Origin of the sequence: Enterobacter sp. BRE11, from assembly GCF_031844285.1 — a bacterium.
Classification (GTDB): Bacteria; Pseudomonadota; Gammaproteobacteria; order Enterobacterales; family Enterobacteriaceae; genus Pantoea.
On sequence record NZ_JAUZUX010000003.1, the window covers coordinates 141,920 to 156,034 of the forward strand.

General features: G+C 61.7%; 9 protein-coding genes and 1 riboswitch. Of the genes, 7 read left to right on the forward strand and 2 right to left on the reverse strand.

All coding sequences use genetic code 11. From position 1 onward, the window contains the following. The first annotated feature begins 8 nt into the window (after window positions 1–8). Window positions 9–101: riboswitch (TPP riboswitch) on the forward strand. A gap of 44 nt (window positions 102–145) precedes the next feature. From thiB to thiQ, 3 genes are read left to right on the forward strand one after another with little or no spacing between them, the layout of a single operon-like run. Further along, window positions 146–1,132 (forward strand): thiamine ABC transporter substrate binding subunit, encoded by a 987-nt coding sequence (gene thiB / locus Q9R34_RS04480; RefSeq protein ID WP_434126300.1) that lies wholly within the window; start codon window positions 146–148, stop codon window positions 1,130–1,132. After that, a complete protein-coding gene (thiP, locus tag Q9R34_RS04485) occupies window positions 1,108–2,718 on the forward strand; it encodes a thiamine/thiamine pyrophosphate ABC transporter permease ThiP (RefSeq protein WP_485892550.1) in 1,611 nt (536 codons plus the stop codon). The genes thiB and thiP overlap by 25 nt, the downstream gene beginning before the upstream one ends. After that, window positions 2,702–3,424, forward strand: a complete 723-nt coding sequence (thiQ, locus tag Q9R34_RS04490) for a thiamine ABC transporter ATP-binding protein ThiQ (RefSeq protein WP_434126302.1) — start codon at window positions 2,702–2,704, stop codon at window positions 3,422–3,424. Before thiP ends, thiQ begins: the two co-directional genes overlap by 17 nt. Here thiQ and Q9R34_RS04495 read toward each other — a convergent pair. Then, window positions 3,401–4,165 (reverse strand): DedA family protein, encoded by a 765-nt coding sequence (locus tag Q9R34_RS04495; protein WP_434126303.1) that lies wholly within the window; start codon window positions 4,163–4,165, stop codon window positions 3,401–3,403. The genes thiQ and Q9R34_RS04495 overlap by 24 nt on opposite strands. Window positions 4,166–4,318: 153 nt before the next feature. Between Q9R34_RS04495 and polB the strand changes: the two genes are divergently transcribed. The 3 genes from polB to rluA all read left to right on the forward strand — a co-directional run bounded on the left by polB (window position 4,319) and on the right by rluA (window position 10,696). Beyond that, window positions 4,319–6,679 carry a DNA polymerase II gene (gene polB / locus Q9R34_RS04500; protein WP_485892552.1) on the forward strand — a complete coding sequence of 787 codons (2,361 nt, stop codon included), beginning with the start codon at window positions 4,319–4,321 and terminating at the stop codon, window positions 6,677–6,679. Window positions 6,680–6,835: 156 nt separating this feature from the next. Next, the gene (gene rapA, locus Q9R34_RS04505; RefSeq protein ID WP_485892554.1) at window positions 6,836–9,742 is read left to right on the forward strand and encodes an RNA polymerase-associated protein RapA; all 2,907 of its coding nucleotides are present in this window, start codon (window positions 6,836–6,838) and stop codon (window positions 9,740–9,742) included. A 300-nt stretch (window positions 9,743–10,042) separates the two neighbouring features. Beyond that, window positions 10,043–10,696, forward strand: a complete 654-nt coding sequence (gene rluA / locus Q9R34_RS04510; protein ID WP_485892555.1) for a bifunctional tRNA pseudouridine(32) synthase/23S rRNA pseudouridine(746) synthase RluA — start codon at window positions 10,043–10,045, stop codon at window positions 10,694–10,696. A gap of 13 nt (window positions 10,697–10,709) precedes the next feature. Here rluA and djlA read toward each other — a convergent pair whose 3' ends face one another. After that, the gene (gene djlA / locus Q9R34_RS04515) at window positions 10,710–11,513 is read right to left on the reverse strand and encodes a co-chaperone DjlA (RefSeq protein ID WP_485892556.1); all 804 of its coding nucleotides are present in this window, start codon (window positions 11,511–11,513) and stop codon (window positions 10,710–10,712) included. Between the two features lie 182 nt (window positions 11,514–11,695). Between djlA and lptD the strand changes: the two genes are divergently transcribed. Then, window positions 11,696–14,071: an LPS assembly protein LptD gene (gene lptD, locus Q9R34_RS04520; RefSeq protein WP_485892557.1), complete on the forward strand. Its 2,376-nt coding sequence runs from the start codon at window positions 11,696–11,698 to the stop codon at window positions 14,069–14,071. Window positions 14,072–14,115: the final 44 nt, after the last annotated feature.

The following is a 14,115-nucleotide window of genomic DNA, read 5'->3' on the forward strand; positions in this document are numbered from 1 at the left end:
AGAATGAGCCGTTCTCAACGGGGTGCCTGCAAAAGGCTGAGAAAAACCCGTCGAACCTGATTCGGTTAATACCGACGTAGGGATTTGAGAGGCTGCTACGCTCAGATCCTTTGCGACTCACAATAACTCTCCCCAGGAGCGCAAAGTGGTTAAACAGATTCTCCCTCTGCTGATGTTGCTGTCCGTGCCGGCGCTGGCGGCAAAACCTGCCCTGACCGTCTACACCTACGACTCCTTCTCCGCCGAATGGGGCCCAGGCCCGGCGGTGAAAAAAGCCTTTGAAGCAGAGTGCAACTGCGAGCTGCGCTACGTGGCGCTGGAAGATGGCGTCTCGCTGCTGAACCGCGTGCGCATGGAAGGCAAGAACAGCAAGGCGGACGTGGTGCTCGGTCTCGACAACAATCTGCTGCAGGCGGCGCAGCAGACCGGCCTGTTCGCCAAAAGCGAAGTCGATCTCCATAGCCTGACGCTGCCGGGCGGCTGGCAGGATCAGACCTTCGTGCCCTTCGACTATGGCTACTTCGCCTTCGTCTACGACAAAACCCGTCTTAAAAACCCGCCGACCAGCCTGAAAGCGCTGGTGGAAAGCCCGGAAAAATGGCGCGTGATCTATGAAGATCCGCGCACCAGCACGCCGGGTCTGGGCCTGCTGCTCTGGATGCAGAAAGTCTACGGCGACAAGGCGCCGCAGGCCTGGCAGAAGCTGGCGCAGAAAACCGTTACCGTGACCAAGGGCTGGAGCGAAGCCTACGGCCTGTTCCTGAAGGGCGAAGGCGATCTGGTGCTGAGCTATACCACCTCGCCCGCCTATCACCTGATCGAAGAGAAGAAAGAGAACTACGCCGCCGCGCCCTTTGCCGAGGGCCACTATCTGCAGGTAGAGGTCGCGGCGCAGCTCGCCAGCAGCAAGCAGCCGAAGCTGGCGCAGCAGTTTATGCAGTTTATGCTGACGCCCGCCTTCCAGAACGCCATCCCGACCGGCAACTGGATGTATCCGGTGATTAAAAGCGAACTGCCGGCAGGTTTCCAGACGCTGAGCGTGCCGCAAACCGCGCTGCAGTATAGCCCGCAGGAAGTGGCGCAGCAGCGCGCGAACTGGATCAGCACATGGCAACGCGCCGTCAGCCGCTAATCCCGCTCTGGATGGTGCCGGGCAGCGCCGCCGCGCTACTGCTGTGCGGCGTGGCGCTGCTGGCGTTCGGCGCGCTCTGGGCCAGTGCGCCGGCAGGCGACTGGCGTGGGCTGCTGCATGACAGCTATCTGCGCCACGTGGTGCGCTTCTCCTTCACCCAGGCGCTGCTCTCCGCCCTGCTGTCGCTGCTGCCCGCGATACCGCTGGCGCGCGCCCTCTACCGGCGCCGTTTTCCCGGCCGTCAGCTGCTGCTGCGCCTCTGCGCCATGACGCTGGTGCTGCCGGTGCTGGTAGCGGTCTTCGGCCTGCTGACGGTCTATGGCCGCGTCGGCTGGCTGGCGCAGCTCTGCCAGCTGTTCGGCGTCGACTACCGCTTCTCGCCCTACGGGCTGCAGGGCATTCTGCTGGCGCACTGCTTTTTCAACCTGCCGCTGGCGACGCGCCTGATGCTGCAGACGCTGGAGAATATTCCAGGCGAACAGCGCCAGCTCGCCGCCCAGCTCGGGCTACGCGGCTGGCACCTTTTCCGCCTGCTGGAGTGGCCCTGGCTGCGCCGTCAGCTGCTGCCGACCGGCGCGCTTATTTTTATGCTCTGCTTCGCCAGTTTCGCGACGGTGCTCTCGCTGGGCGGCGGCCCGCAGGCCACCACCATCGAGCTGGCGATCTTCCAGGCGCTGAGCTACGACTACGATCCCGGTCGCGCCGCGCTGCTGGCGCTGATCCAGCTCGCCTTCTGCCTGACGCTGGTGCTGCTGAGCCAGCGCTTCAGCAAGGCGATCCCGGCAGGCAGCGCGCAGCTGCGCGGCTGGCGCGATCCGCACGATTCGCGGCGCGCGCGCCTCGGCGACACCCTGTTAATCGCGCTGGCGCTGCTGCTGCTGCTGCCGCCGCTGCTGGCGGTTATCGTTGACGGGCTGCGCGGCGTCTCGGGCGGCGCGCTGGCGCAGCCGGCGCTGTGGCAGGCGACGCTGACCTCGCTGCGTATCGCCCTCGGCGCGGGCGCGCTCTGCGTCACGCTTACCCTGATGCTGCTGTGGAGCAGCCGCGAGCTGCGCCTGCGTCAGCGCCTGCTGCCTGCGCAGATGATGGAGACCAGCGGCATGCTGATCCTGGCGATGCCGGGCATCGTGCTGGCGACCGGCTTCTTTTTACTCTTCAACGCCACCACCGGCCTGCCCGACTCACCCGACTGGCTGGTGATCTTCGCCAACGCGCTGCTCGCCATCCCCTATGCGCTTAAGGTGCTGGAAAACCCGATGCGCGACAGCGCCGAGCGCTATTCGCACCTGTGCGCCTCGCTGGGGATCGCAGGCTGGAATCGACTGTGGCTCATTGAGCTGCGCGCGCTGAAGCGCCCGCTGGCGCAGGCGCTGGCCTTCGCCTGCGTGCTCTCGGTTGGCGACTTCGGCGTGGTGGCGCTGTTCGGCAGCGCCGACTTCCGCACTCTGCCCTTTTATCTCTATCAGCAGACCGGCGCCTATCGCGGCGCGGACGGCGCGGTGACTGCCCTGCTGCTGTTAGCGATCTGCCTGCTGCTGTTTACCCTGATGGAAAAATTACCTGGCCGCCATGCTGACACTGACTAATCTGACCTACCTCTACCAGCATCTACCGATGCGTTTCAGCTTCAGCGCCGAACGCGGCGAGCGGCTGGCGGTGCTCGGCCCCAGCGGCGCGGGTAAAAGTACGCTGCTCAGCCTGATCGCCGGCTTTCTGCCGGTGAGCCAGGGCAAGCTCTGCATCGACGGCGCGGATCACACCCATAGCGTGCCGTCGCAGCGTCCGGTGTCAATGCTGTTTCAGGAGAACAATCTGTTTCCGCACCTCAGCGTGCAGCAGAACATGGCGCTGGGTCTGCACCCGGGGCTGAAGCTAAACGCCGCGCAGCGGCGGCAGCTGGAGGAGATTGCCGATCAGGTGGGGTTAAGCGACCTGCTGACGCGCCTGCCGGGCCAGCTCTCCGGCGGCCAGCGCCAGCGTGCGGCGCTGGCGCGCTGTCTGCTGCGCGACCGGCCAGTGCTGCTGCTGGACGAGCCCTTCTCGGCGCTCGATCCGGCGCTGCGTAACGAGATGCTGCAGCTGGTGCGGCGCGTCTGCGAGGCGCGGGCGATCACCCTGCTAATGGTGTCGCACAGCCTGGAGGATGCGCAGCAGATTGCACCGCGCAGCCTGGTGATCGTCGATGGCCGCGTCTACTGGGACGGCGCGACCGAAACGCTGCTGTCGGGCAGCACGCGCGAGGCCGACGTGCTGGGCGTCGCGCGCGCGTCAGGCAAAGAACACCTGCCATAACAGCTGGCGGAATAGCGGCATCATCGGGTGGAACTGGATCGCCGCGAAGGCGGCGACCGCAACAGCGATGCCCAGCGGCGCCAGCCAGCGCAGGCGTGCGGGCGGCAGATAAGCCGTCGCCCAGTCGCGGCTCTTGCCGCTGCGCCACCAGCGCCAGCCGAGCCAGCCGCCCAGCCAGACCAGCAGCGCCACCAGCAGCAACAGCCATTTAAACGCGCCGCTCTGCGCGTCCTTCGGCACGTCGATCGCCACGCCCGCCAGAATACCCGGCAGCAGATAGAGCGGCGGCCACAGCACACAGCCAATCAGGTTCGGCGGCAGAAACTTGCGCACCGGCAGCTCGAGCATGCCGGCCGCCAGCGGGATCAGCGGACGCGTCGGCCCGACGAAGCGTCCGACCAGAATGGTGAACATGCTGTGCTGATGCAGCGCGTGCTCGGTTTTATCCAGCAGCCCTTTGTATTTCTGCAAATATTTCCAGCGGTGCAGCGGCCCCTGAAACTTCCAGCCGATGCCGTATGAGATCCAGTCGCCCAGCAGACAACCTACAAAGCCCGCCGCCCAGGCGGGATAGAGCCCAATCTGTCCGCTGCCGACCAGCGCGCCCAGGCTGGCCATCATCACGGTGCCCGGCAGCAGCAGGCCGACAAAGGCCAGCGATTCAAGAAAGGTCACCAGCGCAACGGCGATCAGCGCGTACTCCAGCGACTGCGTAAACAGATGTTGAATCCAGGCTTCCATAACCGTCCTTACTCATACTTTGGATGCTGGATTGTCCAGAGGCGGCACGACAGCGTCAAGGTAAGAATTGTAGGGCAATATTGACAAAAGCCGCCGCGCGCACTGGATAAATAACCATGTTATACTCTGGCTGTTTTTTCGTCTGGAGCCGATGTGAATACGCCTCGCGCAGGATTCCTGCTTACCCGCCACTGGCGCGACAGCGCCCAGGGCACCGAAATCGTTTTCTGGCTGGCAACGGACAGTGGCCCGCAGCGTCTGATGCTGCCGGTGCAGGAGTCGGTCGCCTTTATTCCGTGCGACTATCAGTCGCAGGTGGAAGCGCTGCTGCGCGACGAGCGTCAGGTGCGGCTGCAGCCGCTTGCGCTGAAGGATTTTCGCCGCCGCCCGGTCTTCGGTCTTTACTGTCGTCAGTATCGCCAGCTGCAGCGGCTGGAAAAGCTGCTGCGCGAACAGGGTATTCCGGTATTTGAAGCGGATATCCGCCCGCCGGAGCGCTTCCTGATGGAGCGCTTTATCACCGCGCCGGTATGGTTCAGCGGCGAGCCGCAGGGCGACGCGCTGGTTAACGCGCGCCTGAAGCCCCATCCCGACTATCGTCCGCCGCTGAAGTGGGTGTCGCTGGATATCGAAACCACCCAGCATGGCGAACTCTACTGCATCGGGCTGGAGGGCTGCGGCCAGCGGCAGGTCTTTATGCTGGGGCCGCCCAACGGCGACGCCAGCGCGCTCGACTTCGATCTGATCTATGTCGATACCCGTCCGCAGCTGCTGGAGGCGCTCAACGCCTGGTTCGCCCAGCACGATCCCGACGTGCTGATCGGCTGGAACGTGGTGCAGTTCGACCTGCGCGTGCTGCAAAAACATGCCGACCGCTACGTCATTCCGCTGCGTCTCGGGCGTGAGAGTACGCCGCTGGAGTGGCGCGAACACGGCTTCAAGCCCGGCGTCTTTTCCGCCAGTGCGGCCGGTCGCCTGATCATCGACGGCATTGAGGCGCTGAAATCCGCCTTCTGGGCGTTTCCCTCCTTTAGCCTGGAAGCGGTGTCGCAAAACCTGCTGGGCGAAGGCAAAGCGATCGATAACCCCTGGCACCGCATGGAAGAGATTAACTGGCGCTTCGCCAACGACAAGCCGGCGCTGGCGCGTTACAACCTCAAAGACTGTGAGCTGGTGACGCGCATCTTCCATAAAACCGCCATCATGCCGTTTCTGCTGGAGCGCGCCTCGGTCAACGCCCTGGCGGCGGATCGCCACGGCGGATCGGTAGCCGCCTTTAATCATCTCTATATTCCGCGTATGCACCGCGCAGGCTTCGTCGCGCCCAACCTCGGCGAGGTCGCGCCGGAAGCGAGCCCCGGCGGCTACGTGATGGATTCCCGTCCCGGCCTCTACGATTCGGTACTGGTGCTCGATTACAAAAGTCTTTATCCGTCGATTATCCGCACCTTCCTGATCGATCCGGTCGGGCTGATCGAAGGCCTGGCCCATCCCGACGATGCCGATTCAGTGCCCGGCTTCCGCGACGCGCGCTTTTCGCGCCATACCCACTGCCTGCCCGCCATGGTCGAGCAGATCTGGCAGGGGCGCGAGGCGGCGAAAAAAGAGGGCAATCAGCCGCTGTCACAGGCGTTGAAAATCATTATGAACGCCTTTTACGGCGTGCTCGGCACCAGCGCCTGCCGCTTCTTCGATCCACGGCTCGCCTCATCGATTACGCTGCGCGGCCACGCCATCATGCAGCAGACGCGCGAGCTTATCGAAGCGGAGGGCTTCGATGTGATTTACGGCGATACCGACTCTACTTTTGTCTGGCTGAAGTCGCCGCACGACGAAGCGGAAGCGGCCGCCATCGGCCGCAGGCTGGCGGAGCAGATCAACGCCTGGTGGCGCGAACATCTGCAGCAGCAGTACGGCCTCGAGAGCGCGCTGGAGCTGGAGTATGAAAACCACTTCAGCCGCTTTCTGATGCCGACCATTCGCGGCGCCGAACAGGGCAGCAAAAAGCGTTACGCCGGGCTGATCCGCGACGGCGCAAAGGAGCGACTGGTGTTCAAAGGGCTTGAGTCGGTGCGCACCGACTGGACGCCGCTGGCGCAGCAGTTTCAGCAGGCGCTCTACGGTCACATTTTCCGCGGCGAGCCCTGGCATGATTACGTACGCGACACCGTAGCGCGGCTGCTGGCGGGCGAGCTGGACGACCTGCTGGTCTATAAAAAACGGCTGCGCCGCCCGCTGGCCGACTATGAGCGCAACGTGCCACCGCACGTGCGCGCCGCGCGACTGGCGGATGAGCAGAACCGCAAGCTGAACCGTCCGCTGCAGTATCAAAACGGCGGCTCGATCCGCTACGTGATGGCGACCGCAGGCCCCGAGCCGCTGGAGGCGCGCGTCACGCCGCTGGATTACGATCACTACGTCAGCAAGCAGCTGCAGCCGGTAGCGGACGGCATTTTGCCTTTCGTCGACGGCGACTTTGCTACACTGATTACTGGGCAGCTAGGGCTTTTTTGACAGGTGACGAACGGCCTGCCTTCCAGTACCATAGCGCCCTTCCTGCATCTCACCGCTCTTAAAACCTGACCAGACCGCCCTTTGTCTGGGGAAAAGGTATTGCCTGTGGCGGGGAAACATCACCAAAAACACCTTAAAAATTCGAGCTAGAAAAATATGGTTTTTACATTAGGTCAGCGCTGGATTAGTGATACGGAAAGTGAACTGGGGCTCGGAACGGTCGTGGCGGCAGACGCCCGCATGGTTACGCTGCTGTTTCCGGCCACGGGCGAGAACCGCCTGTATGCCCGTAACGACTCTCCGGTGACTCGCGTTATCTTTAATCCGGGCGATACGGTGACCAGCCACGAAGGCTGGCAGATGCGCGTCGATGAAGTACGCAACGAAAATGACCTGATGACCTATATCGGCACGCGTCTTGATACGGATGAAAGCGAGGTGGTGCTGCGTGAAGTGATGCTCGACAGCAAGCTGGTGTTCAGCAAACCGCAGGATCGCCTGTTTGCTGGCCAGCTCGATCGTATGGATCGCTTCGCCCTGCGCTATCGCGCCCGCAAATATCAGAGCGCGCAGTATCGTCTGCCGGTAAGCGGCCTGCGCGGCATGCGCACCAACCTGATCCCACACCAGCTGCATATCGCCCACGACGTGGGCCGCCGCCATGCGCCGCGCGTGCTGCTGGCGGACGAAGTGGGCCTCGGCAAAACCATCGAAGCCGGCATGATCATCCAGCAGCAGCTGCTGGCCGGGCGCGCCGAGCGCGTGCTGATCATCGTGCCGGAAACCCTGCAGCACCAGTGGCTGGTCGAGATGCTGCGCCGTTTCAACCTCCACTTCTCGCTATTCGACGACGACCGCTACGCCGAAGCGCAGCACGACAGCGACAACGCCTTCGAGACCGAACAGCTGATTATCTCCTCGCTCGATTTCGTGCGCCGCAACAAGCAGCGTCTTGAGCTGCTGGCAGAGGCGGAGTGGGATCTGATGGTGGTCGACGAAGCGCACCACCTCGCCTGGAGCGAAGGCGAGCCGAGCCGCGAATATGCGGTTATCGAAAAGCTGGCGGAGCAGATCCCCGGCGTGCTGCTACTGACCGCGACGCCAGAACAGCTGGGCATGGAGAGCCACTTCGCCCGTCTGCGCCTGCTCGATCCCAATCGCTTCCACGATTTTGCGCAGTTTGTCGAAGAGCAGCAGCACTTCCGCCCGGTCGCCGACGCGGTCTCCTCGCTGCTGGCCGACAAAGCGATCTCGCAGGAAGAGATGAACATCATCAACGATCTGGTGGGCGAGCAGGATATCGAGCCGCTGCTGCAGGTCGCTAACAGCGAACGCGACGGCAAACTTGAGGCGCGCAAAGAGCTGATCGCCATGCTGATGGATCGCCATGGCACCAGCCGCGTGCTGTTCCGCAACACGCGCAACGGGGTGAAGGGCTTTCCAAAACGCGAGCTGCACCAGATCCGCCTGCCGCTGCCCGCGCAGTATCAGACCGCCATCAAGGTCTCCGGCATTATGGGCGCGCGTAAAAGCGCAGAGGAGCGTGCGCGCGACCTGCTCTACCCTGAGCAAATTTATCAGGAGTTTGAAGGCGACAGCGGCACCTGGTGGAACTTCGATCCGCGCGTTGAGTGGCTGCTCGGCTACCTGACCAGCAACCGCAAAGAGAAAGTGCTGGTGATCTGCGCCAAGGCAGCCACCGCGCTGCAGCTGGAGCAGGTGCTGCGCGAGCGCGAAGGCATCCGCGCGGCGGTGTTCCACGAGGGGCTGTCGATTATTGAACGCGACCGTGCCGCCGCCTGGTTCGCCTCGGAAGAGAACGGCGCGCAGGTGCTGCTCTGCTCCGAAATCGGTTCTGAAGGGCGCAACTTCCAGTTCGCCAGCCGTCTGGTGATGTTCGACCTGCCGTTTAACCCGGATCTGCTGGAGCAGCGCATCGGCCGTCTCGATCGCATTGGCCAGGCGCACGATATTCAGATCATGGTGCCCTGGCTGGAGAAAACCGCTCAGGCGGTGCTGCTGCGCTGGTACCACGAAGGGCTCGACGCCTTCGAGCACACCTGTCCGACCGGCCGCACCATCTACGACAGCGTGCATCAGCCGCTGATCGACTTCCTCGCCGCGCCGGAAAACAGCGAGGGCCTGGATGAGTTTATCGCCGAGTGCCGCAAGCAGCACGAATCGCTGAAGTCGCAGCTGGAACAGGGTCGCGACCGTCTGCTGGAGCTCAACTCCAACGGCGGCGAGGCGGCACAGGCGCTGGCGGCGGAGATCGCCGCGCAGGACAACGATACCGAGCTGGTGAACTTCGCGCTGAACCTGTTTGATATCGTCGGCATAAATCAGGAGGATCGCAGCGATAACCTGATCGTGCTGACGCCGTCCGACCATATGCTGGTGCCCGATTTCCCCGGCCTGCCGGAAGATGGCTGCACCATCACTTTTAACCGTGACCAGGCGCTGTCGCGCGAAGATACCCAGTTCATCACCTGGGAGCATCCGCTGATCCGCAACGGCCTGGATCTGATCCTCTCCGGCGACACCGGCAGCTGCGCGCTGTCGCTGCTGAAAAACAAGGCGCTGCCGGTCGGCACGCTGCTGGTGGAGATGATCTACGTGGTCGAGGCGCAGGCGCCGAAGCATCTGCAGCTGACGCGCTTCCTGCCGCCAACGCCGATCCGTATGCTGCTGGATCGCAACGGCACCAACCTGGCGGGCAAGGTAGAGTTTGAAAGCTTTAACCGCCAGCTCAACGCGGTGAATCGTCACACCGGCAGCAAGCTGGTCAACGCGGTGCAGCAGGATGTGCACGCGATTCTGGTGCAGGCGGAAGAGAAAGTGGTGCCGGAAGCGCAGGCGCTGATCGCCGCGGCGCGCGCCGAAGCGGATGAGAAGCTGGGCGCGGAGCTGTCGCGGCTTGAGGCGCTGAAAGCGGTCAACCCGAACATCCGCGAAGATGAGATCGAGGCGCTGGAGAGCAACCGCCAGCAGGTGCTGGAGAGCCTCAGCCAGGCCAACTGGCGTCTCGACGCGCTGCGCCTGATCGTGGTGACGCATCAGTAATCTTTGGGGCCATTTGGCCCTTTAGACTGTCACAAACTCAAAATGCAGGTGGCATAGACCGAAGAGCAAAGCGTCCCGCGCAAGGGATAAAAACGCCGGGAGCGTTTTTGAACAACGCGGCGCGTTGGCCCGGTAACGGGCGCACCTCAGGGATGAGGTGCGTAATTGCGCGGGCCGAGCTGTCAGGGATGACGCTTTTTGCGTCTTTGCGATCGGTCTATGTCACCTGCATCCGCACCTTGTTAACAATCTTTAGGGCCATACAGCTCCCTTTTACTTTAGACAGAAAGCGAATACATCATGGAACCCTACAATCCGCCGCGCGAGCCCTGGCTGCACATCCTCTATCAGGATGCGCACATTATGGTGGTCAACAAGCCGAGCGGGCTGCTGTCGGTGCCTGGCCGTCTGGAAGAGCACAAAGACAGCGTAATGACGCGCATTCAGCGCGACTACCCGCAGGCGGAATCGGTGCATCGCCTCGATATGGCCACCAGCGGCGTGCTGGCGGTCGCCTTAACCAAGGCAGCGGAGCGCGAGCTGAAGCGCCAGTTTCGCGAGCGCGAGCCGTCAAAAAGCTACGTGGCGCGCGTCTGGGGCCATCCGGCAGCGGAAAAAGGGGTCGTCGATCTGCCGCTGATCTGCGACTGGCCGAACCGGCCGAAACAGAAAGTCTGCTTTGAAACCGGCAAAGCGGCGCAGACCGAATATGAAGTGCTGGCGTATCTGGAGGACAACAGCGCGCGCGTGGCGCTGAAACCGATCACCGGCCGTTCACACCAGCTGCGCGTGCATATGCTGGCGCTGGGCCATCCTATCCTGGGCGACGGCTTTTACGCCCATCCCGAGGCGAAAGCCCGGGCATCGCGCCTGCTGCTGCATGCTGAGTCGCTGACCATCACCCATCCGGCGTTCGGCAACAGCATGACCTTCCGCCAGCCCGCCGATTTTTAAGCGGGCCCGCGCGCTACTTAAAGCCTTTCTCGCGGCGAATGAGATCGTAAGCCGCCTGAATCTCCTGCGCCTTCTGCTTCGCCATCTCCATCATCTCCGGCGGCAGGCCTTTCGCCACCAGCTTGTCGGGATGATGCTCGCTCATCAGCCTGCGGTAGGCGCGCTTGATGGTGGTGGCGTCATCGCTGCTTTTCACCCCCAGCACGCTGCAGGCATCTTCCAGCGTCGGCCCACGCTGCGCCTGCTGATAGCCGCCGCCTTGCCCGCCGCCGAACTGCTGGCCGCCCTCCATCATGCGCAGAAACTGATCGAACTGAATGCGCGAGATGCCGAGCTCTTCGGCGATCACGTAGAGCACCTGACGCTCGTTCGGATGTAGCGAGCCGTCGGCGAAGGCGGCCTGAATCTGAATTTCCAGAAACATCCGAATCAAATCAAAGCGGCCGAAACAGGCGCTGCGCAGCTCGCGCAGCTTGCTACGCAGCGGGTAGTCACCCTGCTTGCCTTCGCGGAAGGCGCGCTGCGCGGCAGTGCGGGCCTCGCCGTGCAGCTGCATGCGATCCATTAATAAAGAAGCGATTTGAATATCGGCTTCGGTAACGCGCCCTTTCGATTTGGTCAGGTGGCCCATCACCTGAAAAGTGGTCAGAAAAAACAGCGTCTGCCGGGTTTGGTTATTCGCGAACCAGGCCTGTCCCTTTGCGCCGCGAACCTTATCAATCAAATGGCCAATCGCCAGGCCGAACACAATGCCCCAAAAACCGGCGCCGGAAAGTAGCCCCAGCACCAGCCCAATAACTTTTCCCCAGTAGCGCATAAACTCCTCAATTCGCCATGCTTGCGGCTGAAAATTGCATTATCATACCTGTCATTTATCCCAGCGCCTAACGGCAACGCGGACAGACACGGATTAACACTGGCACAACGCCGGGCAGTACGTTAGTCTCTGAGCCGATTGTCGGCATGATGCCAGTTTTCATGGAATTCTCGATACCGCGTATGAATAAACGACTACCTACCCTGCTGGCCACCATGATTGGCGCAGCGATATCCAGTCAGTCTGCCCTGGCCGACGATCTTATGTCGCAGTGTATGCTGGGCGTGCCGAGCTATAATCGCCCGCTGGTCACTGGCCAGACGAACCAGCTGCCGGTCACGATTCATTCCGACGCGGCAAAGGGAAACTATCCGGACGACGCGGTATTCACCGGCAATGTAGAGGTACAGCAGGGCAACAGCCGCCTGCAGTCAGATGAGATGCAGCTGCATCAGCGCCAGCAGGAAGGACAAACCACGCCGGTTCGTACCGTCGATGCGCTGGGTAATGTGCGCTATGACGACAATCAGGTCATCCTGAAGGGGCCGAAAGCCTGGTCCAATTTGAACACTAAAGATACCAACGTCTGGAACGGCAACTACCAGATGGTGGGTCGTCAGGGACGCGGCGACGCCGAGCTGATGAAGCAGCGCGCCGATAACCGCTACACCATTCTGGAAAACGGCAGTTTCACCTCGTGCCTGCCCGGCTACAACAGCTGGAGCGTGGTGGGATCGCAGGTGATCCAGGATCGCGAAGAAGAGGTGGCGGAGATCTGGAATGCCCGCTTTAAGCTGGGCGCGGTGCCGATCTTCTATAGCCCCTATCTGCAGCTACCGATTGGCGATCGTCGCCGCTCCGGTTTTCTGATCCCGAACGCGAAATATGGTAGCAGCAAAGGGTTCGAGTTTATCCTGCCCTACTACTGGAACATCGCGCCGCAGGCGGACGCTACCATTACGCCGCACTACATGTCGAAGCGCGGCATGCAGCTGGAAAACGAATTCCGCTACCTGACGCAGTTCGGCGCTGGCCTGATGGAGTTCGACTATCTGCCGTCGGACAATCAGTACGATAAAGACAAAGCGGCGCGCAGCATCGCGGAAGACAAGAGCAATGACCGCTGGCTCTTCTACTGGCGCCACGCCGGAGTCTACGATCAGCACTGGCGCTTCAACGCCGATTACACCAAAGTCAGCGATCCTTACTACTTTAACGATCTCGACTCGAAATATTACACCTCGACCGACGGCTATGCGACGCAGAAGTTCAGCATCGGCTACGCCGACACCAACTGGGACGCGACGCTCTCCAGCCGCGACTTCCAGGTCTTCGGCAACACTAACAACAACGTCTATCGCGCGCAGCCGCAGCTCGATCTGAACTTCTACCAGAACGACATCGGTCCGTTTGACGGCCGCATTTACGCACAGGCAGTGAAGTTCACCAACGTTAATAATCACTATCCTGAAGCGACCCGCCTGCACGTCGAGCCGACGCTGAACCTGCCGCTCTCCAACGGCTGGGCGAGTCTGGATACTGAAGCGAAATTCCTTGCGACGCATTATGAACAGGATTCGCTCGATTATTACAACACCAATCTGGCAAGCGAGACCAACAGCCAGAGCGGCCAGCTGAAAAGCACGGTGAACCGTACCATGCCGCAGTTCAAGGTCGACGGCCGTCTGGTATTCGACCGCGATATGGACTGGGCGCAAGGCTACACCCAGACGCTCGAGCCGCGCGTGCAATATCTCTATATTCCATACCGCAACCAGAGCGATATCTATCCGTACGACTCGACGCTGCTGCAGACCGACTATACCGGGCTGTTCCGCGACCGCACCTATAGCGGCCTGGATCGCATCGCCTCCGCCAACGAAGTATCGACCGGCGTCACCACGCGTATTTATGATCAGGATCTGGTTGAACGTTTTAACGTTTCCGTGGGTCAAATCTACTCGTTTACCCCTGCGCGTACCGGCGTAAACCAGACCAACAAAGAGGATGACACCGGCAGCCTGATTTGGGCCGGCGACACCTACTGGAAAGTCAGCGATCGCTGGGGCGTACGCGGCGGGTTGCAGTATGACACCCGTCTCAACAACGTTGCGCAGGGCAATACCGTGCTGGAGTATCGTCGCGATGCCGACCGCGTTCTGCAGCTGAGCTATCGCTACAGCAGCCCGGAATACGTCGCCAGCGCGCTGAACAACTCCGACCTGGTGAACAACCCGATCTACAAAAAGGGCATTTCACAGGTAGGCGGCACCGCCAGCTGGCCGATTGCGGACGCCTGGTCAGTGGTAGGCGCGTACTACTACGATACGCGCAACCAGAAGCCAGCTTCGCAGCTGGTTGGCCTGCAGTACAGCTCCTGCTGCTACGCGATCCGCGTCGGTTACGAACGCAAGATCAACGGTTGGGAAAACAACGACAGTAAGTATGACAACCAAATCTCATTCAACATTGAGCTGCGTGGTTTGAGCTCCGGTTATGGCTTAGGCACCGATCAGATGCTGCGCCAGGGCATTATCCCTTACCAGCGCGCTTTCTGATGTTGCGATGTTTGACTGGTAATTCCCGCACTGCGGAAACAACT

Bases quoted from the DNA above. Each gene is read 5' to 3' on its own strand.
- thiP (WP_485892550.1), top strand. From the start codon at position 1,108: ATGGCAACGCGCCGTCAGCCGCTAATCCCGCTCTGGATGGTGCCGGGC.
- thiQ (WP_434126302.1), top strand. From the start codon at position 2,702: ATGCTGACACTGACTAATCTGACCTACCTCTACCAGCATCTACCGATG.
- Q9R34_RS04495 (WP_434126303.1), bottom strand. From the start codon at position 4,165: ATGGAAGCCTGGATTCAACATCTGTTTACGCAGTCGCTGGAGTACGCG.
- rapA (WP_485892554.1), top strand. From the start codon at position 6,836: ATGGTTTTTACATTAGGTCAGCGCTGGATTAGTGATACGGAAAGTGAA.
- rluA (WP_485892555.1), top strand. From the start codon at position 10,043: ATGGAACCCTACAATCCGCCGCGCGAGCCCTGGCTGCACATCCTCTAT.
- djlA (WP_485892556.1), bottom strand. From the start codon at position 11,513: ATGCGCTACTGGGGAAAAGTTATTGGGCTGGTGCTGGGGCTACTTTCC.
- lptD (WP_485892557.1), top strand. From the start codon at position 11,696: ATGAATAAACGACTACCTACCCTGCTGGCCACCATGATTGGCGCAGCG.